Raw genomic sequence first — 24,602 nt, 5'->3', positions numbered from 1 at the left:
GCGCGGGCGACGCCGACCGGAGAGTTCGGATCGATCAACGGTTAATCGAGGCCGAGCTCACCCGCGGCGCGCGGGTCGCAGTCTTCCAGCAGGTCGAGGCAGCGTGCGTACTCTTCGGTCTCACCGACCGCCCTTGCCGCCCTGGCAAGCGCGCCGACACTGCGCAGGAAACCGCGATTGGGTTCATGGCTCCACGGCACCGGGCCGAAACCCTTCCAGCCATTGCGCCGCAATAAGTCCAGGCCGCGGTGGTAGCCGGTGCGCGCGAACGCGTACGCGGCGACGATGTCGTGATTGACCACCTGCGTATCGCCATCGGCCCCGCCGCGCTGCAGCGCGGCCTCCGCGAGATGGGCCCAGGCGATCGAAGCCGCCGGATGCGCGGCAGCGACCTGCACCGGATCGGCATGGTTCAGCAGTGCCTCCTCCGCATCGGAGTCTTCGGGCAGGAGTACCGGTTGCGGTCCGAGCAAGTCACCGAACGAGGTCATGCGGTTCATTGTGCACTGCGCGCGCCTGCCGCGCCGACACGGCGTTCCCCTGGCTGAGCAGTGCCCGGCCCACCGCTCCCACCCATCGCCATCGAGCCGGACAAGGCGTCCCACTGCGCAGGGGAATCGTCACAGTCGACCGAATTGCTGGCTAGGCTGGCCGTCGAGTTCAACTGTTCCGCCCGACCGAGGGGTAATAGGTGTCCGACCCGAACGACGAGAAGAGCCCGGCACGAAATCCCGGCCGCCCCGCCGAAGCGGCCGACCCGCGCCCCGCCGCGCCCACGGACCGGAAACCCGCATCGTCCGAGTCAGAAGGCGCACCCTCGCGCCCCGGTCCCGGCGCAGGCACCTCGTCGGGAGCCGGTACCGGCGCGAAGGGCGGCGCCGCGGACGCGACCCGACCGTTCCCGTCATCGTCAGGACCCGGCTCGTCGGGGTCCAACGCGCCATCAGGAACCGGGAAAGCGGCAGCCGAGCGCAGGGCAGCTCCTACTAGGCCGATTCCGTCGCCGTCGTTGCCGAAGCAGCCACCCACCGGTGCCGGACAGCCCGGCGCATCGGGTGCGGCAACCGGGGATATCGCCGCGCTCGGCAGGCCTGCTGCCCCCATCCAGGGCGGAGCAGCCAAGGCACCGTCATCAGCATCCGCACAGGGCAACGCGACCAAGCCGGGCAGCGCAAACCAGCGAAGCAGCAGCCCAGCCCCATCAACTCCAACACCCGGCAGCGCGACGAAACCGGGCAGCGCAAACCAGCGAAGCAGCAGCCCAGCCCCATCAACTCCAACACCCGACGGCGAGGGCCAGAGAGGTAGCGGCGCAGCTGCAGCAGCTCCAGCCCCGGGCAGCGCAACCAAGCCCGGCAGCGCAAGCCCACGAAGCAGCAACGCAGTCCCATTTGCTTCCACGCCGAGCAACACAGCAGAGCTGGGCGGCGGCGCCGGCCGACAAGGTAGCGGTGCGGCACCATCTACTGCTGCGCCGAGCAGCACTGCCAAGCCGGATGACGGGGACCAGCGAAATAGCGGCACCGCCCCAGCCGCTCCCGCGGCGGGCAGAGCGGCCGAGCCGAGCGGCACGGGCCAACGAGGTGGCGGAACCCCACCGTCTGTTTCCTCACCAGGCACCGTTACCAGACCGGGCAACGCAACAGGACCAGGCGGCGCGGGCCAGCGGGGTGGCGGCCCAGCCTCGCCTGCTCCGGCGCCGGGTAATACCGCCAAGGCGGGCGGCGGGAGCCAACAAGGTGGCAGCGCAGCCCCATCCATTCAAACGCCGAGCGGCACCCGGAGGCCGGACGCAGCAAACCAGCGAGGCAGCGGCCCAGCAGCATCTGGTCTGGCACCGGGCAGCGCAACCAAGCCCAGCAGCGCAGGTACACAAGGTGGCAGCACAACCTCAGCTAGTCCCGCACCGAGCAATGCCGCCGGGCCGAGCGGCACAGGCCAGCAAGGTGGCGGGACCCCACCGTCTGTTTCCTCACCAGGCACCGTAACCAGGCCGGGCGGCACAACCGGGCTGGGCAGCCCAACCAGGCCGGGCAACGCAACCGGGCCGGGCGGCGCGGGCAAGCGAGGTAGCGGCGCGGGCTCGTCGGCTCCGGCGCCGCGCGGAGTAGCCCAGCCAGATGGTTGCACCGACCCAGCAGCTCCGACGCCGGGCAACAAGCCGAGCGGGGCAACCGGCTCGAGCGGCGCGGGCCGGAAAGATAGCGGCGCGACCTCGTCCTCCCCGGCGCCGGGTGGTGCAGCCACTCGTGACAGTGCGGCCCAGCCAGATGGTGGTGCGGCCTCATCCGCACCCGCGCCGGGCGGCGCGGTCAAGCCAGGCGGCACAGGCCAACGAGACGGCACCGCCCAACCCGCTCCCGCGCCCGGCGGCACTACCCGGCCGGGCGGCGTGGACCGACGGGGTAGTGGCGTGGCCTCGTCTGCACCCGCTGCTGTGCGGCCGGGCGCAGTTGCCGGTTCCGGAGCGTCCGGGGCTACCGCGGTGAATTCCGAAGGGAAGACTGCGGAGATCTCGCGTGGTGATGTCGCGGACAAGGGCAACTCCGGCCCGACGAAGGCGCCAGGGGCGGGGTCGCCTGGCAAGCCGACACCGGCTGGCGGCTCCGGCGCAGCGCGCGGCACCGGCTCCGGGCCGAACGCGCGGACCGTCGTGATCAAACGGGGCGGCCCCGCGGCCCAGGATGCTGGCACGGCGAAGTCCGCAACACCAACCGCCGAATCGACGAGTCGGTCGTCGAAAGCTACGCCACCGGCTGAAAGCGCTGCGCCGAGTGACAATTCCGCATCTGGTGCCCCTGCGGAAACCGTTGCGGTTCAGCGTGATTCGGATGCAACCAAGTCTGCGACGCCAGGTGGCGCTGCCGGACCCGCTGGTGAAACCGTTGTGATTCAGCGGGATTCGAACGCAAGCGAGTCTGCGGCACCAAGTGGCGCTACCGGACCCGCTGGCGAAACCGTTGTGATTCAGCGGGATTCGAAAGCCGACAAGTCCGCGACACCAGACGACAAGGTCGACGATGCCGCGGGTGCGGATGCGGCGACCATGGTGATGCGAGCGGTCGATCCGAAGGCCGAGAGCGCTCCGAGGCAACCGGAACCGGATTTGGCGGGCGCGGACGACAAGACCGTCGCCATGCCGATGATTTCGAAGCTGGATGCCGAGCAGACCGTCGCACTGCCGATTCAGAAGCCAGCCGACAAGGACGCCACGAAGCGGATGCGGACCGATGCCGGGACCAAGCCCGGTACCGACCGGGTCGTTCCGCCGGCGGCGCGACCCGGGCCGATCACCAAGCCGCCGAGCACCCCTCGTCCGGCGCCTGGTCCGAAACAGGCTGGGGCGCAAGGGCCTGCGCAGGGTGGACCGGGTGTCGAGGAGACCGCACCGTCGGCGCCGCGCGGTCCTGGCCGGCCACGTCAGGTCGCTTCGGCGCCGTCACCTGCCGATACCCAGCTGACTCGCCCCGCCCAGCCGGTCAATGCACCGCGACCGATGGCCCAGCCGCAACGAATCACCCCGGCTGATCAGCAACCGGCGGCCGACGAGGCATCGGCCGGGCCCTCGAAGCGCTGGTTGTTCATCGGGGCGGCCGCGGTGGCGCTCATCGCGGTGGTCGGACTCGTGGTCGTGCTCGTCGGGAATCGGGGCGACAACTCCCCGGAGGCCAAGGTGCGCGCCACCATCACCGATTACACCGCGGCGCTGAAATCCGGCGATCTCCCGGCGCTGCGCAACAGCACCTGCGGACAGTTGCACGACTTCTATCAGAACATCGCGGCGCACCAGTTCGCGGGCGTGCATCAGCTGTCGACGGATCGCAAGAACATCCCGGTGGTGGCGAGCGTCGATACGATCAAGATCACCGATAAGACGGCGATCGCGCAGGCCAGCGTGTACACCGATGCGGATCCGACGAAGCGCTCGGCGAGGACTTTCGATTTGGAGCAGACCGCCGACGGTTGGAAGGTCTGTGATCCACCGACCGCCGGGACGCCCTAGTCGAAAGGCGACGAGTCGAACAGGCCATATCCAAAAGGTAAGCCCTCTAACCCGTAGCGAACGTCACACTCACCTGGTCATCAGACCGGTTCGCCAGTAGCATGGCCCGGATCATGGTCAGGGAGCAAACAATCGAAAAGCCGGAAGTCGAAGCGGGCGAGCAGACAGCCACGGCGGCAGGACGCCGGTTCCGGGTACGCGAACACTATTCGGTCGGCCGGGAGAAAATCCGTGAGTTCGCCCGCGCGACGCAGAGTCGCCACGGCGCGCATTACTCCGAACCTGATGCGCTCGAGCTCGGTTACGACGGCATCATCGCGCCGCCGACCTTCGCCTCGGTCATCGGCATCAATGCGACCAGGGTGCTGCTGGATACGGTACTCACCGAATACGACCTGTCCCAGATCCTGCAGACCGACCAGGTCTTCGAGCTCACCCGCCCGATTCTGGCGGGCGACCGGCTCAGCACCGAGATCGTGATCGACTCGATCCGACAGTTCGGCGATAACGACTTCGTCCTGGTGACGTTCTCGCTGACCAACCAGCACGGTGAAATCGTGCAATCGGGTTCGACCACCATCGTGGCGCGCCGCGGTGTCGAGGTGGATCCGAATATCGCGGCCGCCGTCGAGAACATCATGATGCATGCGCGTCCGGTCACCATCGGTGACATCACCAGGCCGGATCCGCTGGTCGCGTTGCCCGCGGACGCCCCCGCCCCCGGGCAGCCCGCGGTGCGCAGCGCTTCCGTGCGCTCCCTCCCCGACTTCGACCGCCTAGCTGTCGGCGATCAGCTCCCGGCCGAGACCGCCCGGGTGACGCGCGGCGATCTGGCCAACTATGCGGGAGTTTCCGGCGACCCCAACCCGATTCATTTCAGCGAGCGCGCCGCCCAGTTGGCCGGACTGCCGACCGTCGTGGCACACGGCATGCTGACCATGAGCCTGGCCGGTGACTATCTGACCTCATGGCTCGGTGACCCGACGGCCATCGAGAAGTTCAGCGTGCGGTTCGCCGGATTCGTTCCGGTGCGGGCCGAGGCGCCGAGCTCCGTCGAATTCAGCGGGCGGATCAAATCGCTCGATCCGCGCCGACGGACCGCGACCATTGTGCTGGCCGGCAGTTCGGAGGGGCGCAAACTCTTCGGCCGGGCCATCGCCGAGGTTCGATTCGCCTAGCGAGGCAAACTCAACTCATTCGATAGTCGCGTGCACGAGATAGACGTTGTAGTCGCTCCACGTCGAAATATTGAAGTAGAGGTCCGAACCCGAGGACCAAGGGTGGATGAATCCGCCGTACAGCTCGGGGTATTCGCGCACCGTTACCGTCGGCACGCCATCGGACCACACACCCTGCGGTGAATCCGCTTCGCGGAGCACCAGTGCTGCTTTCGCGGTATCCAAATAGCTCATCTGCCATAGGTTTCGGGAGGCGTCGAAGCGCACCGACAACTCACCGACGGGTGCGTCGACGATCGAGCTCGCGGAGCCGAACCCGCCTACCGGAGTCCAGTTTCCGTTGCTCCAGTATTGGTAGGCGGTGGTATTGAGGAGCTGATCCTTCGGCACTCGCGCCAGTCCCACCGAGCCGAGCCGGGTATTGGGCGTGCCGAACATGTAGACGTAATCGCCCTGCGGAACCATCGCGCTCACTTGGAAATTCGCCAGTCCGAAGATATTGTCCCAGCGCGCGTAGGCATCCTTGATCCATGTCCGACCGTGATCATCGGAATAGGCGATGCCGCCGTAATTGGTGAAGAACGTTCCCGGAACGCTGTTCCAGGTGCGAATCGACATATAGCTCAGGTACTGGCGCGCACCGAGTGCGAATCCGGAGGTCGGAATCGTGGTCACCTCGACATTGTCGAGTTTGCGGCTGGAGAGCACCTCGGCCGCGTGGCAGCGGTCGTCGGTCACCATCCGGTCGTAGGTCATACCGTCGGTGAGATCGCGGTCGGTGCTGAATGCGAGCACATTGCTGCGCCAATCCGATCCCATTCCGCCAGGCGGGTGAAAGCCGCGTCCGACAGTGTCACCGAAGGCGGTCGCGATCTCACCCGGCGCGCTCTCCCACATGATGCCGAGATCGGTGCCATCCACCTGCCAGCGCTTATCGGTGCGATTGACCGAATTCGCGCCGGTCTGCTTGGCCACCTCGGTGACCGCGCTGATTCGGGGCGGCGGTCGCACCGCCGACAAAGGGGCGGATTCGATCGGCGGCTCGACGCGCGGCGGAGGTGGCGGCACTTGACCGGGATCCGGTCCCGGTCCTGGAATCGCGAAGTGAAACGGCTTGGGGCTCACTAGGATTTCCGGAATGCCGAGTTGATGCGCCGGGCTCGGTGGCGGTGCCGGTGCATCGGTCAGATCCGGGCACGGATTCACACAGGGATCCGACGGCAACTCCATCTCCGTGCGAATCGGCGCGGATTCGGCCGAAGGCGGCAGGACGGTGATCACCGGATACGGAATCGGCACTTCCAGCGTCTTGGGCACCAGACCCGCATGCGTCGCGGGCGGATCCGTGACACACGGACCGGCAGGCGCGGCACCGGCAGGTCGCGCCGCGGACGTCAACGCCCCGGCCGTACATACGACCGCACCGAATACCGCCACCCACCGCCGAGTCATCCACAACCCCTTGATATCTCGCGCAAAATGGAGCCTGTCCACGCCGCATCGAAGCCCCACACGATGCCGCGCAACCAGCGCCCGACCCTACCTGTTTCGTCCCTCTGCCCCGTCCGACTTACCGAATCACCTATGCGCGGCACCGACATCCAGAATTAACAGGAAACTTCTGCTTCATTTCCGGGACCGCAGGCCGCCGCCCTGCTACCGTCCACGGCACGACAACTCGAGTCGGGGTGAGTGGCCGTCCACCGGAGGAGCAAAGGGCCTCCGGTGGTTCAAAAGCCGCACTGCCGCCGGGGCGGAAAGCGGAGCAGGATGGAGACGTGAAAGCCGCACTGATCTATCGCCGCGCTATACCCGCACTCGGCGCCGCATGTCTGGTGATTGGCGGTCTCGGGATCGCCTTGCCGGTCGCCGCCGCCGATTCATCCACGGCCCAATTCGTTGCCGGGCCTGATAGTTCGCTTCCCGTGCCGAGCTATCGGCCGGGGCCGAAGGGGTCGAATGTGCCGCCGCCGGAGGAGTCGAAGGAGGAGTCGCCGAGGTATTACACCGATTGCGATCAGGTTCGGGCCGAAGGGAAGCTGCCGCTATATCGTGGTCAGCCCGGGTACAACCCGTATCTGGATCCGGACGGGGACGGCATCGCCTGCGACTGAGCGCTTACTGGACCGCCTGGAACACCAGAACCGTTGCGCCGATGCGGATATTGTCGCCGTCGGCGAGCAGCGCACCGCTATCGATCGCCTCGTCGTTGACGTACACGCCATTGGCCGAATGCAGATCCTTGATCAGCAGGCCGGCCCGGCTCGGCATGATATGCGCGTGGTAGCGACTGGCCTTCGGATCGTCGAGGACCAGATCGTTATCGGTCATCCTGCCGATTCGCATGCCGCCCTGCGCGATTACCGTGACCCGGCCGTCCGGCATGCGCAGCTGACCGCTGCGGACCGCACGCGGCATCTCGGTGACGGTCTCGGTCATCGCCGCGGCCAGCCGCTCGGTGCGCTTGAGCTCCATCGTGCTCAGCGGTTCCTGGCGCAGCACCCGCTGTTCGAGATCGACCAGGACCGGGCCCGGATCGATACCGAGTTCGTCCGCGAGCACCGTGCGCACCCGACGGCACGCGTCCAGCGCATCGGCCTGCCGGCCGGATAGGTACAGCGCGGCGATCAGCTGACCCCACAGCGGTTCGCGCAGCGGATGTTCATTGGTCATCGAGACCAGCTCGCCGATCACCGATGACGCACGTCCACAGGCGATTTCGGCATCGATGCGAGCCGAGGCGGCCTGCAGCCGCTCCTCGTCCATCGCGGTGGCGAAACCGTCGGCGAACTGCAATCCGGCCAGATCGGCCAGTGCCCGACCGCTCCACTCGCGCAACGCATTTCCGAACAGCTGTGACGCACCGACATGGTCGCCGACCTCGGCGGCACGCGCGCCCGCGTCCCTGGCCGCTTCGAAGCGACCGAGATCGCAAGCGTCCTCGGAGATCTCGAGCCGGTAGCCGGACGATTCGGTGCGCAGCACGACAGCCGGATCGACACCCGAATTACGCAGTGCCTTACGGATATTCGAGACGAATACCTGCAGGCTCGCGGCATAGGAATCGGGCGGATCCTCGTTCCAGACCATATCGGCCAGCGCAGCCGAAGCCACCGCGCGCCGTCGATTGACAGTCAGCGCGGCGAGCAAGGCTCGCGGCTTGGGCCCGCCGACCGCCACCGGTTCACCACCGACCAGCAGTCGCACGGGCCCGAGCACACGTACATCCAGACTCATGTACTAAAAGCCCCCCGAAGGGTAAATAGGGTCAGGCGCTGATCGAGCGACCCGCGGACTTCAGATCATTGCACGCCTCGAGGACGCGCGCCGCCATGGCCGATTCGGCCTTCTTCAGGTAGCTGCGCGGGTCGTAAGTCTTCTTGTTGCCGACCTCGCCGTCGATCTTGAGCACACCGTCGTAGTTGGTGAACATGTGCGCGGCGACCGGGCGGGTGAACGCGTACTGGGTGTCGGTGTCGACGTTCATCTTCACCACACCGAAGCGCAGCGAATCCTCGATCTCCGACTTCAGCGAGCCCGAACCGCCGTGGAAGACGAAATCGAACGGCTGCGCATCCCCCGCCAGACCGAGCTTGGCCGCCGCGACGCGCTGCCCCTCGGCAAGCACCTCGGGCTTGAGCACCACATTGCCCGGCTTGTACACGCCGTGCACATTTCCGAAGGTCGCGGCGAGTAGGTACTTGCCGTTCTCGCCCGAACCGAGCGCGTCGATGGTCTTCTCGAAGTCTTCGGGGGAGGTGTAGAGCTTCTCGTTGATCTCGGCCTCGACACCGTCCTCTTCACCGCCGACGACGCCGATCTCGACCTCGAGGATGATGTTCGCGGCGTTGGTCGCCTTGAGCAGCTCCTTGGCGATCTCCAGGTTCTCGTCGATCGGGATCGCGGAGCCGTCCCACATATGCGACTGGAACAGCGGGTTCTTGCCCGCGTTCACCCGCTCCTGGGAGATGGCGATCAGCGGCCGCACGAAGGCGTCCAGCTTGTCTTTGGGGCAGTGGTCGGTGTGCAGCGCGATGGTCACGTCGTAGCGCGCGGCGACCACATGCGCGAATTCGGCCAGTGCGACCGCGCCGACGACCATATCCTTCACACCCTGGCCCGAGCCGAACTCCGCGCCGCCGGTGGAGAACTGGATGATGCCATCGCTGCCCGCGTCGGCGAAGCCCTTGATGGCCGCGTTGACGGTTTCCGAGGAGGTGCAGTTGATGGCCGGGAAGGCAAAGGAGTTCGCTTTGGCCCGACCGAGCATCTCGGCGTAGACCTCCGGAGTCGCGATGGGCACTGTGAAGACCTCCGTGTTGTGCGGCAAAAGACAATTCTGTCAGCTCACAGACTAGGCCAGCGCCTTTTTGCCGTGTTTGACGGCCAGCCACTAAGTCGCAAGACCTGTTCCCGACCGGCCACGCACGGAGCGCGTCTTACGAGCGACGTTCGCGGCCTTGGGGCCGCGAACACGCCGTGCCGCAGGCGCGGCAAATCAAACACAGGTACTGTTGGCCGCGTAATTGCGCTGGCAGCTTCCGATGCGGTGGCAAGCAATGCAGGCCAGCCGTACCCGGGACAGGAGGCCGCGTGATTCTGCTGGCAGCGACAGAATCGGTGACGAGCAACGTCGCATTGACCCAGTTGCTGGACCCGATGCACCTGCTCACGGAGACGTGGCTCAAGAACGCGGTACTCCCGGCGATCCTGGTGATCGTCTTCATCGAGACCGGTCTGCTCTTCCCGATCCTCCCGGGCGATTCGCTGCTGTTCACCGGTGGCCTGTTGTCCGCGACGGAGCATCCCCCGGTATCGATCTGGCTGCTGTTGCCCGCCGTCATGGTGACCGCCTTCGCCGGTGACCAGTGCGCCTATTGGATCGGCAGGGCGATCGGGCCCGCACTTTTCCATAAGGAAGACACCCGGTTGTTCAAGAAGCATTACGTCACCGAGACGCATGCCTTCTTCGAAAAGCACGGGCCGAAGACGATCATCCTGGCCCGTTTCGTGCCGATCGTGCGCACGTTCATGCCGGTGCTGGCCGGTGTGTCCAAGATGGACTATCGCAAGTTCGTCACCTTCGACATCGTCGGCGCCGTGCTATGGGGCGGCGGCGTCACCGTGCTCGGCTACTTCCTCGGCAATATCGAATTCATCCGCAAGAACATCGAGCCGATCTTCCTGCTCATCGTCCTGATCTCGATCCTGCCCGGCATCATCGCGGTGGCCAAAAAGGTGCTCAACCGCGGTGCGGACGAGGCCGCTCAGCACGATGCCGCGCTGACTGCCTCGACGAACGAGCCGACCCACTGAGCCGGTGTCCACGGCGCAGTTGCCCCTAGCGGTGGGCAGTTTCGATCCGCTGACCTCGGCGGGACCGGCGCTCGTCTGGACGGTGGTGCTGACCTTCGTCTTTCTCGAATGCGCGCTGATCATCGGGCTATTTCTGCCCGGTGACTCGATGCTGATCACGGCGGGCATCGTGATGGCCTCCAACGCCGCGGGCGAGGCCCATGTCTGGGCGCTGTCCATCGGCGCGATGATCGCGGCCGTGGCGGGCAACCAGGTCGGCTACGTCGTCGGACATCGCACCGGCCACCACCTGGTAGCCAGAAAGAACGGCCGCTACATCAACATCCGCAACCTGCAGCGGGTCACCGATTTGCTGCAGCGGCACGGTTTCCTCGCGGTGCTCATTTCGCGCTGGATCCCATGGGTGCGCACACTGTGCCCGATGGTCGCGGGCGCGGCCAGGATGGATCACCGCAAATACACTCTGGCCAGCACGGTCGGCGCCATTATCTGGGCGCCGGTGCTGCTGCTCATCGGCTACTACGCGGGTAGTTTCCTGGACCGGGTGCCGTGGCTGATGCCAGGTGTCATCGGCACCCTTGTCGTCGGGCTGATCATCGGCACCGCTATCGGCATCCGGCACTACCGCCAGGAGATCGCCAAACCCGCCGAGGATTTCGATTTCGAAACCGCGCCCTCGGGCGTGCTGGAGTCCGAGTGCTGATGGCTACAGCCCGGCGGCGCTGACCTGGTAGGCCGCCTCCATCAGCAGCCAGCCCGACAGTTGCACCGACATATCGCGTTCGGGCACCTGCGACGAAGTCACCGAACCGCCCTCGGTGAAATGTCCGGCACCGGACCGGCCGCCGGGTAACTGGGCGGGTTTGCTCCAGTCCTGCCCGAACAGCGGCTCGCCCTCGACCTCGAGCCGGTTCGCCCAGGCCGCCGCGGCGCTGGCACGCACAATGGCGGCCGCGGTGCGCCGATCGGCCGCCTGTTCGCGCTCATCGCCGGGCAGCATCAGCGCGACCACCGCGAGATAACGAGCCAGGATTCCATTGAACAGGCCGCCATCGCCGCCACCACCGCCATTGATCACCCCATTGGTTGTCATCTGCTCCTCGACGGCGGTGAGCAGCCGGTGCACCCGTTCGCTATGGCGCGGTTCACCGGTGTGCACCGCGAGTTCGGCTTCCAAACCGAGCACCACGCCCTGGCAGTAGGTGAAGGTCGGGCACTCGATTTCGCCGGAGGGCAAATGGATGCCATCCAGGATCAGCCCGGATTCCTTGTCGCACAACGTCGCATCGATCCAGTCCGCCATTTCCTGCGCGCGGACGTGGCGGCCGAGGCGCAGCAGCGCGATGGCGGCCGGTCCGTTGGCAGGGGCATTGAAATAGTCCGAGTCGACCCGCCACGGCACACCGCCGCCACGCGCCGGATCCCAAGCGCCGTACAGCTCCTTCTCGAGTGCGATCAGACCACCGCGCGCCTCGGTGATGCCCTGGGTTCGCTCGGCACGCTCCAAAGCGATTGCCAGCCAGGCCATATCGTCGTAATAGTTATTGGTCCATCCGGTGATATTGCGCAGCCGATGCGCCCGCGCGATGGCGGCGATGCGCTTGCGTCGCGCCGGCGTCGGCACCCGGTTGGCGGCATCGACCGCACAGTCGATCAGATGCGCCTGCCACCAGTAGTGCCAGGTCGCGAAGCCCCGTTCACGGCGGGTCGCCGGCCAACCGACAACACCCAATTCGGTACCCGGCACGCCCCATAGCGCGCGTAGGTGCCGAGAAACGATCGCGGATTCGGCCATATCCGCGCGCTCGGACCACAGCGCGGGCGTGGGGGCAGCATCGCGCCCGGTATCCGGGCTCCGCGAGGTCATGGGTCAATGGTGCCAGCTTCGAGCCGATTAATACCTATCTTTTCGTTACCAAGCTGACGTCAAATCGGCATGTTGCCGAATCCATGCGTGCATCGCGATACCAGCCGCGACTCCAGCATTGATACTGCGGGTCGAACCGAACTGCGCGATCGAAACCGTCAGCGCGGCCGCCCCCTTGGCATGTTCTGTCACACCTGGCCCTTCCTGCCCGAACAGCAGCAGGCAGCGGCGCGGCAACTCCACGGTTTCCAGCGGAACCGAGCCCGGCACATTGTCCACCGCGACCACGGTCAGATCTTCCCGCTCGGCGAAGGCGAGTAGTTCGCCGATATCGGAGTGGTGTTCGATGTGCTGATAGCGGTCGGTGACCATGGCGCCGCGGCGATTCCAGCGCCGTCGGCCGACAATGTGCACGGCGGCCGCGGCGAAGGCATTGGCAGTACGCACCACGGTGCCGATATTCGCGTCATGGCCGAAGTTCTCGATGGCCACATGGAACGGATGCCTGCGACGGTCGATATCGGCGATGATCGCCTCCCGCGTCCAATAGCGGTAGGCATCGACGACATTGCGGCGGTCACCGCCGACAAGCAGCTCCGGATCGTAGCGGGGATCCTCGGGTGGGGCCTCCCCGTGCTCTTGCGCCCATGGCCCGACACCGTGCGGATGCTCGCTCCATTCGGTGGGGCCTGGCTGCTCGGCCGTATCCGGCGCGGGGTGGTTCACTCCGACGATGCTAATTCCCGCGGCAATCACGATGGGCCCGGAGGCGGTAGCGCAGCGCAACTACGCGGGAACACGGGAATACCGCAAGTCGAACACCGCCTCCGTCAGGTGGCCGGTCAGTAGGTCGAGGACGAGGAGCCGAGGACGCCGACAGCGGCGAGTACCACCATGAGGATGACGAACACAATGGTCAAGATCAGCAGTATCGAGGCGATTATGCCGCAGATATATCCGGCCTGGACGCTGCCGCGACCACCGATGGCACCGCCGGAGGCGTCGATCTCGTTGAGCGCCTTTTTCCCCATCACCCACGCGACCGGGCCCAGGAACTGACACATCAGCAGGCCGAGAACGCCGAGGATCATGATCGTGATGGCCTGCGGATGATCCTGCGGCGGGCCATAGGCCGGGTAGCCGTACGGCGAACCGTACTGCGGCGGCGGCGGATAGTTCATGCACAGGATGCTAGTTGGTGGTGTGGCTGGCCACACCTAGGATTCGGCGGGCAGCTCGATCGAATGCCGCCGTGCCGGCGACAACCATGGAGTCCATGACCGAAACACAAACTCTCGGGCTCGACGCGCCCACCGGCAAGACCGGTCCGGACGCGCGAGCGCTGCTGCGCACGGTGCTGCGGGCGCCGATCCAGGGCAGGACCTGGAAGCAACTCGCCTATGTATTCACGGTTTTCGCGATCGGCATGCTCGCCGTCTGCTATCTGTTCTTCGGTCTCGGCGGTGGTTTGTACGCCTCGATCTTCCTGATCGGCATTCCGATCCTCGCGCTGGTGATTCTGGGCGCGCGACTGTGGGCGAAGGTGTATCGCGCGCTGGCCAGGGATCTGCTGGATACGCCGGTGGACGCGCCGCCGCCGCATGTTTCGCAGCGGGGCTTTTTCGGATTCCTGAAGAGCGCGTTCACCGATCGCGCGAGTTGGCGAGCGATTCTGTTCCTGTTCGCGCAGGCCGTGCTCGGTGTGGTCGGCGGCTATCTGGTGCTGGTTGTGGTGGCCGTGACGGTATTCGTCGCGATATCGCCCATTCCGTGGGTGCTGTTCGACCCGACGAATATCGACGACAACGGTGTCGAACACCATTCGCTCGCCCAGTTCGGATCCTTGTATATAGACACTTGGCCAAGGGTTTTGCTGATGTCCGCGGTCGGCATCATCTGCTGCTTCGCACTGCCGTGGCTGCTGCGCGCGGTGTGCTGGGTGCACGGACTGCTCACCATCGCATTGCTGTCGGCGACGGCGCGGGACCGTCAGCTGGTCGAATTGCGCGCGAGCCGTCGTGCGGCGGTGGAGGATTCGGCCGCTACGCTGCGGCGCGTGGAGCGGGATCTGCACGATGGCACACAGGCGCGGCTGGTCACCATCGCCATGGCCTTGGGCCGGGCCGAGGAGCGGATATCGCTCGGCGGCGACGCACGCGACCTGATCGCCGACGCACACGCCAATGCCAAGGAGGCGCTGACCGAATTGCGCGAACTGGTGCGCGGAATCCATCCGCCCGCACTGGACTTGGGGCTCGAACCAGCACTGGAAACGCTGGCCTCGCGATGTGCCGTTCCGGTGGAGCTGCGAGTCCATCTGCCGCAGCGGCCGAATCCGGCCATCGAGGCGATCGCCTATTTCTCGGTCGCCGAACTGCTCACCAATGTGGTCAAACATGCGAACGCCACGAGTGCGTGGGTGTCGGTCGTGCCGACCGATGCGCACACCATCGCGGTCTCGGTGCGCGACAACGGAATCGGCGGTGTGCTGCAGCCGATCGACGGGGAACATGTCGCGGGCAGCGGACTTTCCGGACTGGCTGCACGGGCGCGCGCGGTGGACGGCACGCTGACCGTGCAGAGTCCGACCGGCGGACCGACCGTGGTGACGATCGCGCTGCCGATGGCCGGGCCGCGATGAGTTCGCCGTTGCGGGTGGTCATCGCCGAGGACAATGTGATCCTGCGCGACGGGCTGGCCGGGCTGCTGACCGAGCGCGGCCACGAGGTCGTCGCCATTGTCGGCGACGCCACCACCTTGAGCGATGTCGTCGGTACCTACAATCCCGATGTGGCTGTGGTGGACGTGCGGATGCCGCCGACCTTCACCGACGAGGGGCTGCTCGCGGCGATCGAGTTGCGCCGCAAGTATCCGCTCACCGGCGTGCTGGTGTTCTCGCAGTGGATCGAAACCCGCTATGCCACGGAACTTCTCGCCGGTGGCGCGAGTGGCGTCGGCTATCTGCTCAAGGATCGGGTGGCCGACGTCCGCGACTTCGTCGACGCCCTCGACCGCGTCGCCACCGGCGGCACCGCACTCGACCCGGAGGTGGTGAGCCAATTGATGAGTGCGTCACGCCAACAGGATTCGCTCGCCCGGCTCACCCCCCGCGAGCGCGAGGTCCTCGAACTGATGGCACAGGGACTATCGAACAACGCGATCGCGACCGCACTCACGGTCACCGAGCGCGCGGTCGAAAAGCACATCGGCAACATCTTCACCAAACTGGATCTGCCGCCGTCGGACACCCACCACCGCCGAGTCCTCGCAGTCCTGCGCCTGAAGGGCTGACTCGGCTCATCCACGCCTGTCCTACCGCAGGCAGCGAGCCGGAAACCGTCCACTTCCTGCAAGCCCGATAACGGCGGTCACGGCGTCCCCATCGGCAAAATCGACGTGCCCCTGGATCACAGTCCTGTTCGGTTACGGCAGTTCCAGCTACGCGAGGTCCAGCGAGGACGTCGGCAACGCGGCAGCGTTCGTGGTGTCTGTACCGTGCCTTCGACCGTGACCGCATCGGGCACTCGGCCCGATCCTCGTCCAGGGTATCGGGCGTCACCCAGTCCGAAGGGTGCGGATCGCATCACCGTGCGGCAAGTCGACCCCGGGGTTCACCGTGCCGCTTTGACCAAGCGGGTACGGCGATCCACTACGAGACATCATCATTGCGCATCCATCGCACACCTCAGCCGTAACCCGGCGGTGCCCATAAGCGTGGGCACGGATTGGCCGGATGGTCGTGTGCGCCGCCGTACCACAAGCAGTCGATCAGAGATTCGATGCGTTTGCCGGACAGCGGATCGGCGGCAATGCCGGGTATGCGGAATAGCTGCGTAGCTCGCCGGCACTGCTGCGCGCAAGACCATGCGCCGAGACCGTACCCGGCTAGGGACCATGTCGGATCGCGGACCATTCGCTTGCTCATCGCCTGGCCGGGTGCGGTGGAAACGGGCAGGTCACGGTTGTGGTCAAGGCGCATTCCCGCCGTAGTGGCCGGTCCTATCCTTGAAGTGCAGGCAGTCGGGTGGAGGCTGGCATGGATCACGCACGCGTTCTCCGCACAGTGCTCGGGGTGACCGCCGGGTATTTGATCGTGCTCGCATTCTGGCTGGGTTGGCTACTACCGCATACGCCACCGGGGACCGAACCATTTCAGATTGTCGCGCTGGTCGGTCTGTTCGGATCATGCGTGGGCGTCGGAATGCTCTTGGCCGCTCGGCCATCGCGCGCGGATCGGCAGTTGTGGCGGCACGGGCTAGAAGGGTGGGCGACCATCGAGGGGGCGCATACCCTGCAACGCACCGATCATCACACCGAGTTGACCGAATTCGATCTGGAGCTCGTTGTCCCGGGATCCGAAAGTTACCGTGGCACTATCGTTTTCGATGTCACCCCGGCCGATAAGCAGCGGCTGGCGGTCGGCGAGACAATCTCGATTCGAGTCGATCCGCAGAATCGGGATCGGATCATTCTCGTTCTCGGGCAATAGCTTTCGTCAGCCGCACATCTCGCCGAATCAACGGGCGCGAGGGTCGGTCTCGCGCCTGCGGTCACTGGTCACCCACACAACACGCCGAATCAACGGGCGAGCTCGGGCCCGCACAAGCGCTCACCGGTCACCCACACAACACGCCGAATCAACGGGCGCGAGAGTCGGTCCGGCGCCCGCGCTCACCGGTCACCCACACAGCTCGCCGAACCAACGGGCGACGTCGGCCCGCACCAGCGCTTACCGGTCATCCACACAACACATCGAATCAACACGCGAGGTCGGCCCCGCACGAGCGCTCACCGAGCATTCGGCCGAATCGACGAGGCGCGAGATCAGTCCAGCGCGTGCGCTCGCGGGTCCGCGAGCAGATATTGCGCGGCCGCATAGGTAGCCAGGATGACGCCCTCGGTGACCCGCCGGGAACGCTCACCGCGCGCGAACAGCCGCCGCAGGACGATCAACGCATCGGAAACGGTGAACAGCAATGCACCCAGGCCCAGCCGACTACGCGGATCGGCACTCGGAATATTCAGTCCGGCAATATTTTTCGCGGCCGGAGCCAATCCGGGATCGGAGGCCAGCACCGCCGCACTGCCCAGCGTCGCACCGTAAGCCGTCAGCGCGGCCGCGACGGTCGGCGCCTTGGCCCGCATCAATGCCGCGGCACCGAGCCAGGCCAGCAGCCGGGGAACCGCGATCTCCGGACGCGGCCGCCCACCTCGGCGCCACCACAGCACCGAATATCCGGTCTGCATCACCGCGAACGAGGATGCCCCCGCGATCAGCCGCCGATCCTCGTCCGGCTCGATCAACAGCACATCACCGATGGTCGCGGCACCGAGACAACCGAGCAGCACCGTGCGATCGACCGGATCCAACGCGGGATCGGTTGCCGCATCCGCCGCCAACAGCGGCATCAGCAGCGGCTTCGCAACCCATTGCACGTTGTCTCGGCCGGTGACCGCGCCATACACGGTCGCCGCCGCAGCCACCAGGAATCCGGCTCGGAACGGACGCACGACCCGCGAATGCCGCAAATCAGACACCGAAGCTCGGCTCTTTCGGGGCGGGCGGCAACGTGACGACCTGACCCGCATAGCTGAGACCCGCACCGAAGCCGAGCAGCAAGGCCACCTGGCCGCCCTTGGCCTTACCGGTCACCAACATCTCCTCCATCGCCAGCGGGATGGACGCGGCGGAGGTATTGCCGGTGTTCTCGATGTCGTTGGCCACCGGGATGTCATCGGACAGCCCGAGGTTCTTCTTCATCAGCTCGTTGATGCGCGCATTGGCCTGATGCGGGATGAAGACCTCGATATCGTCCTTGGAGACACCCGACACCTCGAGCGCCGAGGCCAGCGCGCGCGGCAAAGTGACCGCCGCCCAACGGAATACCCGCGGTCCCTCCATCCGCAGCGACATCCGGCCGATGGGCTCGATGGCCGGATCGGTGCCCTGCAGCCGCTGCGCCCTCTCCATATATTCGAGGAAGTCGACGTCCTGCTCGATCGCCGAGGCATTCTCGCCGTCGCTGCCCCACACCGTCGGGGAGATACCGTTCTCCTCGCTCGGACCGACCACCACAGCACCAGCACCATCACCGAAGATCATCGCGGTGCCGCGATCGGTCGGATCGAGTCCGACCGTCATCGTCTCAGCACCGATGAGCAGCACGTATTCGGCCGATCCTGACCGGATGAGATCGGCGGCGACGCCGAGGCCATAGCCGAAACCGCCGCAGCCGGAGGTCAGATCGAAGGCCGCGATCCCGTTCATCCCCAGGTCGTTGGCGACCTTGGGGGCGCCGTGCGGGGTGAGCGTCAGCCAGCTCGAGGTGGCCAGGATCAGCGCGCCGATCTTGGACCGGTCGATGCCGCTGTTGACGATCGCGCGTTCACCGGCTGCCGCCGAAATCGACTGCAGCGTTTCGTCACCGCTGATCCACCGACGGTTGCGCACACCAGTGCGCTCGTAGATCCACTCCGGGGTCGAATCGAGGACCTCGCACACCTCTTCGTTGCTGACCAGGCGTTTCGGACGGTAAGCACCGATGCCGAGCATCGCGACATTCGCACGGCTGTTATTGACTGCAATGCTCACCACAGGTAACTCACACGACCCTTCACTGTCCGAATGCCCCCGTATCGGGTCGCATCGCTGTTGGCGTTTCAGAGCGATTCGAAGCTCCGACCACCAGCGATAGCGACCCCGGGGACCGCATTCGCAGCTTACCGCGTGTCTAGAAGACAGCTTTTCGGCATTTACCGGCACCGTCCTTTTCGGATGTCCTCCGTGCCCACCCTGAGACTTCGCACCTCGGTTTCCGCGTCATCCGCGCGGGGTCACCGACACGAGCGTGCAGGCCAGCGCCCTCCCGTTCACGGACATTCGTCACCGGTGCTCGTGCTCCCGGACCCGGGCGCCCCGGATAGACGGCAGTTTGCCGCAGGGTACCGATGCAGTTCTCGGACGCACTCTCAGCTTTTCTTTTAACCCCCACCAGCTGTGCTGGTGGGGGTTGTGGCGTTTTTGCCTACTGGTTGGTGTGGGGCGGGTTGCTTGTTTTTGGAGCCGGGTGGGCGTCCCGGGCCGGGGCGGGAGGGTTTCGGTGCTCTGGCGGGTAGGGCTGTTGTCGGGCGGAGGTTCCGAAACCCTCGGCGGACTCGTGCGGGGGTGAGCCGGTCGGGTCGGGAGGCTGGTTTCTCCCAGGGGCGACGCAGGTCGTGGGTGAGGTTGCGGGCCAGCCGTAGTTGGGTGTGGGCAGCGATTACCAGCCAGGTCCAGCGGTCGGCGGCGTGGGGATCGCGCAGATGGGGGCGGGTCCAGCCGAGGGTTTGTTTGAAGAATCTGAACGTGTGCTCAATGTCGAAGCGGCGCAGGAACGTTCGCCAGTATCGGTCCACCTCTGTAGCGGTGGCGTCAGGGTTGGAACACCACAGCCAGACCGGTTTCGGGTTGCGGTCGCCGGGCAGGTACTGCACCCGCAGCCGCAGCAGGGTGCCCTCGATCGTCGGCAGCGGGCCGGCGTGGTCGGCCCAGTTCATGGGGTGCAGTCGGTGCCAGGCGCTGGCTTCGGCCAAGCCGTAACGGTCGGTGTCGGTGTGGGTCGACACTTGCGGTTTGGGGTAGGTGGTGGCGTCGGCGAGCACGAATTCGGGTCCGTGTTTGGCTGGACGTCCGGTCCTGGCCGCTGGACGGGCCGCGGCAGGCAACGCCAGGACCCGGTCGCTGCGGATTCTGCCGACCAGTTCCACGGGCAGGTCAACCAGCAAATATGCCAGGCGGGTGATGTCGTAGCCGGCGTCGAATACGATCAGGATCGCCGGGTCGTGGGGCTGGTGCTGCCCGGCCAGACGGAGTCTGTCGACAACCTCACGAATTTGTGTGGAGGTCACCGTGGTCAGGTCGTCGTCGGGATCGATGCGCACCGCGTCAAGCATCGCGGTCCATGATGTGCGGCCGGGCTCGAGCGCCGCCACGAACGAGTAGGGCCACCCAGGAATCATTTGCGCTTGGCCTTTTCCGCGTCCGTAGACGTGGCAGAACGCCCGATCGGGACTGGTCGCGGCGTCCGGGCGCAGCCACGGACTGACATCGACGGCCAGCAAGATCCGGCCGTCGCCGTCACGCGGCACCGGCAGCCCAGCCACGGATCGCCGCAGCCTTGCGAAGTCGATACGGCCACTACCCAGACCGTCATATAGCGCGCCATGTCCGCGGCGGTGCTCGGCGGCCAACGACAATCCGACCAAGGTATGCACGGGACCATCGCTGCACAGCACCGCCTCGGTCAGCTCGAACAGTGCGTCGGACCGCCGCTCGAGGCAGTCATAGAACGAATTACGAAACACCGCAAGACAATCCAGATCGAACGAGCGCGTTGACTCGACCGAACTCATCGCTTGAGGCACACTGGCACCCACGGCCACCGCGTCTCTTTTCAGGCTCTTTGGACAGAACCCGACGATGATGATGCGGTGGCCGCCCAGAGTCACGCCGACACGCTGCCGAACGAGAACGAAATCTCCACGGCACCAACAATTCTCGCCTAAACAACTTCTGCCTGTCGCAGCCGATCACTTCGGCTGCGACAGGCAGAGGTTAAAAGAAAAGCTAAGACCCGCGCCGCCGGGGTCCGGTCCGCGAGGTATGTATCGCCCTCTGGTCAGCCCGCCAGCAGGTCCCGTCCGGGAATGGCGTCGAGCAGGCGGCGGGTGTATTCCTCCTTCGGGTTCTGGAAGACCTCGTCGGTGGTCGCCGCTTCGACGATCCTGCCGGTCTGCATGACCAGGACGTCGTCGGCGATCTGCCGGACGACGGCCAAGTCATGGGTGATGAACAGATACGACAGCCCGAGCTCGGCTTGTAGGTCGTTGAGCAGCTTGAGGATCTGCGCCTGGACGAGGACATCGAGTGCGGACACCGCCTCGTCGCACACCACGACCTCCGGGGAGAGCGCGAGCGCACGGGCCACCGCGACGCGCTGACGCTGGCCGCCGGAGAGTTCATTGGGGTAGCGGCGCATTACCGAGGATGGCAGCGACACCTTGTCCAATAGGTCGCGCACCGTCGCCTCACGTTCCTTGGCCGTGCCGATTCTGTGCGTGCGCAGCGGCTCCTCGATGGTGCGGTAGATCGAGTACATCGGATCCAGTGAACCGTAAGGGTCCTGGAAGACCGGCTGCACCCGACGGCGAAAAGCGAACGCTCCCTTACGATCCAGCTTCGCGACTTCGCGACCGTCGAAGGACACCGAACCGGAGGTCGGTTCGAGCAGACCCAGAACCATCTGTGCCACAGTCGATTTGCCCGAACCGGACTCGCCGACAATGGCCGTGGTCGTGCCGCGCTTCAGCCGGAACGACACATCATCGACCGCGACGAAATCCGTCGACTTCCACGGCGTGCTACCTCGAATCTTGAACGCCTTGGTCAGATTCAGCGCTACCACCACGTCATCGGAGACCGCCGCGATTTCGCTATCAGCCGCCGCGACCTCCTCGGCGACCTGTATGGCCTGCTTGCGCACCTCGATGCGTTCGCGCACCGAGGACAATCGCTGCGAGGCGAGCGAGGGCGCGGAATTCACCAGCTTCTTGGTGTACAGATGCTGCGGTTCGCGCAGAATCCGCAGCGCCGGGCCGGATTCCACCACTCTGCCGCGATACATCACCACCAGGTGCTCGGCACGTTCGGCAGCTAGGCCGAGGTCGTGGGTGATGAGCAGAACCGCGGTGCCGAGTTCGCTGGTGAGTCCGTCGAGGTGGTCGAGGATCTGCCGCTGCACCGTCACGTCGAGAGCCGAGGTCGGCTCGTCGGCGATCAGCAGTTTGGGACGGCAGGCCAATCCGATGGCGATGAGCGCGCGCTGGCGCATACCGCCGGAGAATTCGTGCGGATACTGGTTCACCCGGCGCGCCGCATCCGACATCCCGGCTTCCTCGAGCAGTTCGATAGCGCGCTGCTCGGCCGCCTTGCCCTTGGCAATGCCGTTTGCCTCCAAGGTCTCTCGGATCTGGAAGCCGATCTTCCACACCGGGTTCAGATTCGACATCGGATCCTGCGGCACCAATCCGATTCCGCTGCCGCGGACCGCAACCACCTCCTTCTTCGACGCCTTCGCCAGATCCTTGCCGTCGAATCTGATCGAGCCGGAGGTGACCTGTCCGGTGCCGGGCAGCAGGTCGATAATGCTGTGCGCGGTCGTGGATTTTCCGGATCCGGATTCGCCGACAATGGCAACGGTCTGACCCGGATAAACCGTCAGACCGACATCGCGAACCGCCGGAATCTTCTTGCCCTCGGAGGAGAAGCAGACATTGAGATCCTCGATCTCGAGCAATGGTTTATCCGACATCGCCGCGGTCACCTCTTCCTTGCCTTCGGATCGAGCGCGTCCCGCAGCGCGTCACCGAGCAGGATGAAGCTCAGCACGGTGAGCGCCAAAGCCGTTGCGGGATAGAACAAGATCGGCGAGCCGCCGCGCAGTTCGTGCTGATTGGTATTGATATCCGAGCCCCAGGACACGATCGTGCGCGGCAGGCCGACACCGAGATAGGACAGTGTCGCCTCGGTGACGATGAATGCGCCGAGCCAGATCGTGGTGACCACGATCAGCGGTCCGGCCGCATTGGGCAGCACATGACGCAGCAGCGTGCGTATTCGCGATACCCCCAATGCCTTTGCCGCCGTGACATATTCACTGTTCTTTGCCTCGATCACCGCACTGCGCGCGATACGGGCGGCCTGCGGCCAGGTGAACGCGGCCAGAATCAGGATGACCGTCCAGATCGTGCGCGAATCGAGCAGCTGCATGATGACGATCGCGGCCAGCATCAGCGGAATCGCATAGAAGATCTCCGCGATGCGCGATACCACCGAATCGAGCAGCCCGCCGTAGAACCCCGCTAGGGCCCCGAGCGTGCCGCCGACGAGCAGGAATACCGTAGTGGCACCCAGCCCTGCCATTACCGAAGCCCGTGCGCCGTACACCGTTCGGGTGTAGACATCGCAGCCCTGTTTATCGAATCCGAAGGGGTGTCCGGGCCCGCGCGGATCCATACTGAAATCGCCATTGCAGTAGCGCGGATCCTGATCGGAGAACAGGCCGGGCCAGAGCACCACAATGGCGATGAACACGATCAGCACCGCGGCCACGATGAAGATCGGATTGCGGCGCAACTGTCGCCACGCGTCCTGCCAGATGCTGGTCGGCGAACCGGTATCGACGACCTGATCGGTGGCGAGCACCTCGACTTCATCGGGCGGCGCGACGAAATGCCGCTGCCGGTCCCGAGCTTTCTTCTCGAGCTCAGGCATATCGGATCCTCGGGTCGAGCGCGGCATAGAGCAGATCGATGATCAGATTCGAGATCAGGAAGATCACGATGAGCACGGTCACGAACGAGACCACCGTCGGTGGCTCCCCGCGGGTAATCGCCTGGTACATCGTCCCGCCCACGCCCGGAATATTGAAGATGCCCTCGGTGACGACCGCGCCGCCGATCAGCGCACCGAGATCGGCGCCGAGAAAGGTGATCACCGGAATCATCGAATTACGCAGAATGTGCACGGTGACCACACGCGGTCTACTGAGCCCCTTCGCGGTCGCGGTGCGCACGTAATCGGCGGACATGTTCTCCGCCACCGAGTTTCGGGTCAGCCGCAGCACATAGGCGAATGACAGCGACCCGAGCACGAATGCGGGCACGAGCAATTCACCGATACTCGCCTTCCCGGTGACGGTCACCGGCGCGATACCCCACTTCACCCCCAGTACGAACTGGGCCAGGAAGCCGATCACGAAGATCGGGACCGCGATGATGATCAGGCTGACCACCAGCAGCGTCGAGTCGAACAGTTTGCCTTTGCGCAGTCCAGCGATCAGACCGAAGAGCACGCCGAAGATACCCTCGATGAGCACCGCCATCAATGCCAATTTGATGGTGATCGGGAATGCGCGGGCGAGTTCATCGCGCACCGGGCGGCCGGAGAAGGCCGTCCCGAAGTCGAGGGTGAAAATGCCCTTCAGATACAGCAGATACTGCACGATGAAGGGGCGATCCAGGTGATAGCGCGCACGCAGTTGCGCCTCCACCGCAGGCGTCATCGGCTTGTCGCCGGCCAGCGCGTGGATCGGATCGCCCGGAACTAGGAAGACCAGTGCGTAGATGAGCAGCGTCGCCCCGAGGAAGACGGGGATCATTTGAAGCAGACGCCGCACGACATACCAGGCCATTTCTTCTC

At 65.5% G+C, this 24,602-nt stretch carries 22 protein-coding genes; 8 read left to right on the top strand and 14 right to left on the bottom strand.

Going from position 1 to position 24,602, the window contains the following annotated elements:
• Positions 1–41 precede the first annotated feature (41 nt).
• Both ACQP2U_RS02335 and ACQP2U_RS02330 read right to left on the bottom strand, forming a co-directional pair.
• A complete protein-coding gene (locus ACQP2U_RS02335) occupies positions 42–491 on the bottom strand; it encodes a DUF3151 domain-containing protein (RefSeq protein ID WP_433713166.1) in 450 nt (149 codons plus the stop codon).
• 1,270 nt (positions 492–1,761) lie between these two features.
• Positions 1,762–2,694, bottom strand: coding sequence for a hypothetical protein (locus ACQP2U_RS02330; protein ID WP_433713165.1), 933 nt, complete (start codon positions 2,692–2,694; stop codon positions 1,762–1,764).
• Between the two features lie 268 nt (positions 2,695–2,962).
• Here ACQP2U_RS02330 and ACQP2U_RS02325 point away from each other — a divergent pair, with 268 nt between their 5' ends.
• Together ACQP2U_RS02325 and ACQP2U_RS02320 are read left to right on the top strand one after the other, a co-directional pair.
• Entirely contained in the window at positions 2,963–4,003 is a 1,041-nt protein-coding gene (locus ACQP2U_RS02325) for an Rv0361 family membrane protein (protein WP_433713164.1), read from the top strand.
• Positions 4,004–4,116: 113 nt separating this feature from the next.
• A complete protein-coding gene (locus ACQP2U_RS02320) occupies positions 4,117–5,181 on the top strand; it encodes a fused (3R)-hydroxyacyl-ACP dehydratase subunits HadA/HadB (RefSeq protein ID WP_433713163.1) in 1,065 nt (354 codons plus the stop codon).
• Positions 5,182–5,196: 15 nt separating this feature from the next.
• Here ACQP2U_RS02320 and ACQP2U_RS02315 read toward each other — a convergent pair whose 3' ends face one another.
• Positions 5,197–6,633 carry a DUF4185 domain-containing protein gene (locus tag ACQP2U_RS02315; RefSeq protein ID WP_433713162.1) on the bottom strand — a complete coding sequence of 479 codons (1,437 nt, stop codon included), beginning with the start codon at positions 6,631–6,633 and terminating at the stop codon, positions 5,197–5,199.
• A gap of 326 nt (positions 6,634–6,959) precedes the next feature.
• Here ACQP2U_RS02315 and ACQP2U_RS02310 point away from each other — a divergent pair, with 326 nt between their 5' ends.
• Positions 6,960–7,295, top strand: a complete 336-nt coding sequence (locus tag ACQP2U_RS02310; protein ID WP_433713161.1) for an excalibur calcium-binding domain-containing protein — start codon at positions 6,960–6,962, stop codon at positions 7,293–7,295.
• 4 nt (positions 7,296–7,299) lie between these two features.
• On the opposite strand, the gene ACQP2U_RS02305 is transcribed toward ACQP2U_RS02310, so the two are convergent.
• Together ACQP2U_RS02305 and fbaA are read right to left on the bottom strand one after the other, a co-directional pair.
• Positions 7,300–8,418 (bottom strand): BTAD domain-containing putative transcriptional regulator, encoded by a 1,119-nt coding sequence (locus ACQP2U_RS02305; protein ID WP_433713160.1) that lies wholly within the window; start codon positions 8,416–8,418, stop codon positions 7,300–7,302.
• A 31-nt stretch (positions 8,419–8,449) separates the two neighbouring features.
• The gene (fbaA, locus tag ACQP2U_RS02300) at positions 8,450–9,484 is read right to left on the bottom strand and encodes a class II fructose-bisphosphate aldolase (protein WP_433716339.1); all 1,035 of its coding nucleotides are present in this window, start codon (positions 9,482–9,484) and stop codon (positions 8,450–8,452) included.
• 356 nt (positions 9,485–9,840) lie between these two features.
• Between fbaA and ACQP2U_RS02295 the strand changes: the two genes are divergently transcribed.
• Both ACQP2U_RS02295 and ACQP2U_RS02290 read left to right on the top strand, forming a co-directional pair.
• Entirely contained in the window at positions 9,841–10,497 is a 657-nt protein-coding gene (locus tag ACQP2U_RS02295; protein ID WP_397031180.1) for a DedA family protein, read from the top strand.
• A gap of 19 nt (positions 10,498–10,516) precedes the next feature.
• Positions 10,517–11,200, top strand: coding sequence for a DedA family protein (locus tag ACQP2U_RS02290; RefSeq protein WP_433716338.1), 684 nt, complete (start codon positions 10,517–10,519; stop codon positions 11,198–11,200).
• A gap of 3 nt (positions 11,201–11,203) precedes the next feature.
• Here the strand turns inward: ACQP2U_RS02290 and ACQP2U_RS02285 are convergent, their stop codons facing one another.
• The 3 genes from ACQP2U_RS02285 to ACQP2U_RS02275 form a co-directional block, all read right to left on the bottom strand.
• A complete protein-coding gene (locus ACQP2U_RS02285) occupies positions 11,204–12,292 on the bottom strand; it encodes a glycoside hydrolase family 76 protein (protein WP_433716337.1) in 1,089 nt (362 codons plus the stop codon).
• A gap of 117 nt (positions 12,293–12,409) precedes the next feature.
• Positions 12,410–13,090 carry a TrmH family RNA methyltransferase gene (locus ACQP2U_RS02280; RefSeq protein ID WP_433713159.1) on the bottom strand — a complete coding sequence of 227 codons (681 nt, stop codon included), beginning with the start codon at positions 13,088–13,090 and terminating at the stop codon, positions 12,410–12,412.
• 116 nt (positions 13,091–13,206) lie between these two features.
• The gene (locus tag ACQP2U_RS02275) at positions 13,207–13,545 is read right to left on the bottom strand and encodes a DUF4190 domain-containing protein (protein WP_433713157.1); all 339 of its coding nucleotides are present in this window, start codon (positions 13,543–13,545) and stop codon (positions 13,207–13,209) included.
• A gap of 95 nt (positions 13,546–13,640) precedes the next feature.
• Here ACQP2U_RS02275 and ACQP2U_RS02270 point away from each other — a divergent pair, with 95 nt between their 5' ends.
• The 3 genes from ACQP2U_RS02270 to ACQP2U_RS02260 all read left to right on the top strand — a co-directional run bounded on the left by ACQP2U_RS02270 (position 13,641) and on the right by ACQP2U_RS02260 (position 16,853).
• Positions 13,641–15,005, top strand: a complete 1,365-nt coding sequence (locus ACQP2U_RS02270; RefSeq protein ID WP_433713156.1) for a sensor histidine kinase — start codon at positions 13,641–13,643, stop codon at positions 15,003–15,005.
• Positions 15,002–15,655, top strand: a complete 654-nt coding sequence (locus ACQP2U_RS02265) for a LuxR C-terminal-related transcriptional regulator (protein WP_433713155.1) — start codon at positions 15,002–15,004, stop codon at positions 15,653–15,655. Before ACQP2U_RS02270 ends, ACQP2U_RS02265 begins: the two co-directional genes overlap by 4 nt.
• 745 nt (positions 15,656–16,400) lie before the next feature.
• Positions 16,401–16,853, top strand: coding sequence for a hypothetical protein (locus ACQP2U_RS02260; protein WP_433713154.1), 453 nt, complete (start codon positions 16,401–16,403; stop codon positions 16,851–16,853).
• 335 nt (positions 16,854–17,188) lie between these two features.
• Here the strand turns inward: ACQP2U_RS02260 and ACQP2U_RS02255 are convergent, their stop codons facing one another.
• The 6 genes from ACQP2U_RS02255 to ACQP2U_RS02230 form a co-directional block, all read right to left on the bottom strand.
• Positions 17,189–17,875: a lysoplasmalogenase gene (locus ACQP2U_RS02255; RefSeq protein WP_433716336.1), complete on the bottom strand. Its 687-nt coding sequence runs from the start codon at positions 17,873–17,875 to the stop codon at positions 17,189–17,191.
• A gap of 19 nt (positions 17,876–17,894) precedes the next feature.
• Complete coding sequence (locus ACQP2U_RS02250) at positions 17,895–18,959, bottom strand: beta-ketoacyl-ACP synthase 3 (protein ID WP_433716334.1); 1,065 nt, start codon at positions 18,957–18,959, stop codon at positions 17,895–17,897.
• Between the two features lie 386 nt (positions 18,960–19,345).
• Positions 19,346–20,755: an NF041680 family putative transposase gene (locus ACQP2U_RS02245; protein ID WP_433713152.1), complete on the bottom strand. Its 1,410-nt coding sequence runs from the start codon at positions 20,753–20,755 to the stop codon at positions 19,346–19,348.
• A gap of 266 nt (positions 20,756–21,021) precedes the next feature.
• Complete coding sequence (locus ACQP2U_RS02240) at positions 21,022–22,713, bottom strand: dipeptide ABC transporter ATP-binding protein (protein WP_433713151.1); 1,692 nt, start codon at positions 22,711–22,713, stop codon at positions 21,022–21,024.
• An 8-nt stretch (positions 22,714–22,721) separates the two neighbouring features.
• On the bottom strand, positions 22,722–23,675 hold the full coding sequence (locus ACQP2U_RS02235; protein WP_397037668.1) for an ABC transporter permease: 954 nt from the start codon (positions 23,673–23,675) through the stop codon (positions 22,722–22,724).
• Positions 23,668–24,594, bottom strand: coding sequence for an ABC transporter permease (locus ACQP2U_RS02230; protein WP_397037666.1), 927 nt, complete (start codon positions 24,592–24,594; stop codon positions 23,668–23,670). The genes ACQP2U_RS02235 and ACQP2U_RS02230 overlap by 8 nt, the downstream gene beginning before the upstream one ends.
• Positions 24,595–24,602 lie beyond the last annotated feature (8 nt).

Source organism: Nocardia sp. CA-084685 (genome assembly GCF_050955785.1).
Lineage (GTDB): Bacteria > Actinomycetota > Actinomycetes > Mycobacteriales > Mycobacteriaceae > Nocardia.
The sequence above is the reverse complement of the archived record's forward strand: the minus strand, read 5'-3'. Positions and strand labels throughout refer to the sequence as shown.